At 71.8% G+C, this 3,350-nt stretch carries 3 protein-coding genes; all 3 read left to right on the plus strand.

Annotation, left to right across the window (positions count from 1 at the left end; translation table 11 throughout):
* The first annotated feature begins 43 nt into the window (after positions 1–43).
* On the plus strand, positions 44–769 hold the full coding sequence (locus tag GT042_RS13960) for a TetR/AcrR family transcriptional regulator (protein ID WP_161309028.1): 726 nt from the start codon (positions 44–46) through the stop codon (positions 767–769).
* Positions 770–1,000: 231 nt separating this feature from the next.
* A complete protein-coding gene (locus tag GT042_RS13965) occupies positions 1,001–2,044 on the plus strand; it encodes an endonuclease/exonuclease/phosphatase family protein (RefSeq protein WP_161309027.1) in 1,044 nt (347 codons plus the stop codon).
* Positions 2,045–2,207: 163 nt separating this feature from the next.
* Positions 2,208–3,350: MFS transporter (locus GT042_RS13970; protein WP_161309029.1), on the plus strand; the 1,143-nt coding region annotated here is incomplete at its 3' end.

Below are 3,350 nucleotides of genomic sequence, written 5' to 3' on the forward strand. Positions count from 1 at the left end.
GGCGGCCGACCAGCAGCGGCGCGCGGTGGAGCGATCGGCGTCCATGTCCGCGCCGGTGGGCGAGAATCGGGGGCCGGACGGGGGGTTGGGCCGGGTCCGGGGACGGGCCGGGCGGCGAGAGGTGGCGTACGTGCGGGACCAGGAGTACGAACAGGGCGCCGAGCACCGGCGCGGACGCCCTCGGAGCGAGGCGGCCGAACGGGCCATCCTGGACGCCGTCGTGTCCCTCCTGGAGGAGGGCGTGCCCCTCGGCACGCTCTCCATCGAGCGGATCGCCCGTACGGCGGGCGTCGGCAAGGCCACCATCTACCGGCGCTGGCAGGGCAAGGAAGCGCTGTTCGTGGACGTCGTACGGGACATGGAGCCCCCCGAGCCCACCCTCCCCGGCACGTCCGCCCTCGCGGATCTCAGGGCCCTGCTGGAGTCCCTGCGCACGCGCGGCCTCGCCCAGCGCTCCTCGGCGCTCCTCCACAACGTCTTCGCGGAGATGAAGAGCCGGCCCGCCCTGTGGGCCGAGTACCGCAGGCTCGTCATCGAACCCCGCCACGAGGCGACGGTCGCGGTGCTCCGCCGCGCCGTCGCCGAGGGGGAGTTGCGCGACGACGTCCCGGTGGACCTGATGAACGACCTGCTGGTCGGCGCCATGCTCGTACGGACGTTGCACCGCCCGGACGCACCGCTCCCCGAAGATCTCGCCGAGCAGATCATCGAAGCGGCGATGGGTGGAATCGGCCCACGGACGGGTGGCATCGGCCCACGGAAGGCGTGACGCCGGTACGGCGTGAGGTGCCCCGACCGCCCCTCGCCCACGTGACGTTCGCAACACCACAATCGTGCGGGTTCTGTCACAACCGGTCGTGATCTGCCCGTGATCGGAACCCCTCCGCGCGCCGGTTTCGTCCTCGTGGCAGTACGGCCGTCCCGGACGGCAGAGAAAGCGCCCGCGCATCCCCTAGGGTCGGGGGCGGGCGTGCACGGCAAGGCAGTGAGGGCAGCGGACATGACGCAGGAGTACACGGCGGAGTCGGTGGAGACCGGCGCGGACGCGGAACACCAGCGCGCGGGTGGGGGAGCCCGGGTCCGGAACGCGCTGTCCCGATGGCGGGGCGGCCGGAACATCTGGCGGCGCGGCATCGTCCTCGCCGTTCTCGCCCTGCTGGCCGCGCTGTTGATGATCCTGCACGCGCAGATCCCCAACCGGATCGGCAACCTGGGCAGCCTCACCGAAACCTTCCTGCCCTGGCTGGGCCTGATCATCCCGGTGATCCTCGTCCTCGCTCTCCTGCGCAGGTCCGCGACCGCGCTGATCGCGCTCCTCCTGCCCGCCGTCGTCTGGGTCAACCTCTTCGGCGGCCTCCTCGCCGACAAGTCGGGCGGGGGCGGCGACTTCACCGTCGCCACGCACAACGTCAACGCGGAGAACCCCGATCCGGCGGGCACCGCGCGCGAGGTCGCCGAGGCCGGCGCGGACGTCCTCGCGCTGGAGGAGCTGACCGAGACCGACGTACCGACGTACGAGAAGGCGCTGGCGGGGACGTACAAGTACCACTCCGTGCAGGGCACCGTCGGGCTGTGGAGCAAGTACCCGATGTCCGGCACCCGCCCCGTCGACATCCGGCTGGGCTGGGTCCGCGCGATGCGGTCCACCATCACCACGCCCGAGGGGCAGGTCGGCGTGATCGTGGCGCACCTGCCGTCCGTACGCGTCAAGCTGCACGCCGGCTTCACCGCCAACCAGCGCGACAACAGCGCGGACGCGCTCGGCGTGGCCATCAGCCGCGAGCCCGTCGGCCGGGTCATCCTGCTCGGCGACCTGAACGGCACGATGAACGACCGCTCCCTGAACGCCGTCACGTCCCAGATGCGCTCCACACAGGGGGCGGCGGGGGACGGGTACGGGTTCAGCTGGCCGGCCTCTTTCCCGATGGCGCGCATCGACCAGATCATGGTGAAGGGCATCGAGCCGACGGCGTCCTGGACCCTGCCGAGGACGGACAGCGACCATCTGCCGGTGGCGGCGCGGGTGGAGCTGCGGGCGGACTGAGACGCGGACCGGCTACGGAACCGGGCGTTCATCTGCTGGTCCGTCCGCCGGTTCATCCGTGGGAAGAAAACGTCTGAGAGACTTTGTTCAGTCGAGGTACTTACTGGTGCCTACTGAACGCGTCCTCACACCGCTCCCCTTCTCCGGAAAGGCTCCCCTCCCCATGCCCTTGGCGCTGCTGGCCCTCGCTGTAAGTGCCTTCGGTATCGGCACGACCGAGTTCGTGATGATGGGCCTGCTGCCCAACGTCGCGGACGACCTCGGTACCTCCGTACCCACCGCCGGCTATCTCGTCTCCGCCTACGCGATCGGGGTGGTCCTCGGCGCCCCGCTCCTCACCGCCGTGGGGTCCCGGATCCCGCGCAAGCGGATGCTCCTCCTCCTGATGGGGTTCTTCGTCGTCGGCAACCTCGCCTCCGCGCTCGCCCCGAGCTTCGGCTGGCTGCTGGCGGGCCGGCTGCTCGCGGGGCTGCCGCACGGCGCGTTCTTCGGGGTCGGCGCGGTGGTCGCGTCGCGGCTCGTGGAGGAGGGACGGCAGGCGCGGGCGGTGGCGACGATGTTCCTGGGCCTGACCGTCGCCAACATCGTCGGGGTCCCGGCGGCGACGCTGCTCGGCCAACACCTGGGCTGGCGCGCCACGTTCCTGGTCGTGACCGTGATCGGCGTGGTCGCGCTGGTCGCGCTGGCGAGGCTCGTCCCGTACGTACCCGTCGACGCGCACCAGAGCCTCGGGCGCGAGCTGCGCGCCCTGGGGAACCGTCAGGTGCTGCTCGGGCTCGCCACGGCGGTCTTCGGCTTCGCGGGGGTCTTCGCGGTGTACTCGTACCTCGCCTCGATGACCACCGAGGTCATGGGCTTCGGGGAGTCGTCGGTGACGGTGGTCCTGGCGCTGTTCGGCATCGGCATGACGCTGGGCGCGCTGGCGGCGGGCCCGCTGACGGACCGGGCGCTGCGGCCGACGCTGTACGGGTCGCTCGCCACGCTCGCGGTGGTGCTGGTCGCGTTCCGCTTCACGGCGCACGTGCAGTGGGCGGCGCTGGTGACGGTGGTGGTGCTGGGCGCGGTGGGCTTCCTGACGACGACGCCGCTCCAGATGCTGGTCATGCAAAAGGCGAAGGACGCCCCGACGCTGGCCTCGGCGTCCAACCACTCGGCCTTCAACCTGGCGAACGCGGGCGGCGCGTGGCTGGGGGGCGCGGCGATCGCGGCGGGCTGGGGCTGGATGTCCCCGGCGCTGGTGGGGGCGGTGCTGGCGGTACTGGGCCTGACAATCGCCCTGACGGCGGGCCGCCTGGACGCCCCACGT

It is taken from the genome of Streptomyces sp. SID3212 (assembly GCF_009865405.1).
Lineage (GTDB): Bacteria > Actinomycetota > Actinomycetes > Streptomycetales > Streptomycetaceae > Streptomyces.

Bases quoted from the DNA above. Each gene is read 5' to 3' on its own strand.
- GT042_RS13960 (WP_161309028.1), top strand. From the start codon at position 44: ATGTCCGCGCCGGTGGGCGAGAATCGGGGGCCGGACGGGGGGTTGGGC.
- GT042_RS13965 (WP_161309027.1), top strand. From the start codon at position 1,001: ATGACGCAGGAGTACACGGCGGAGTCGGTGGAGACCGGCGCGGACGCG.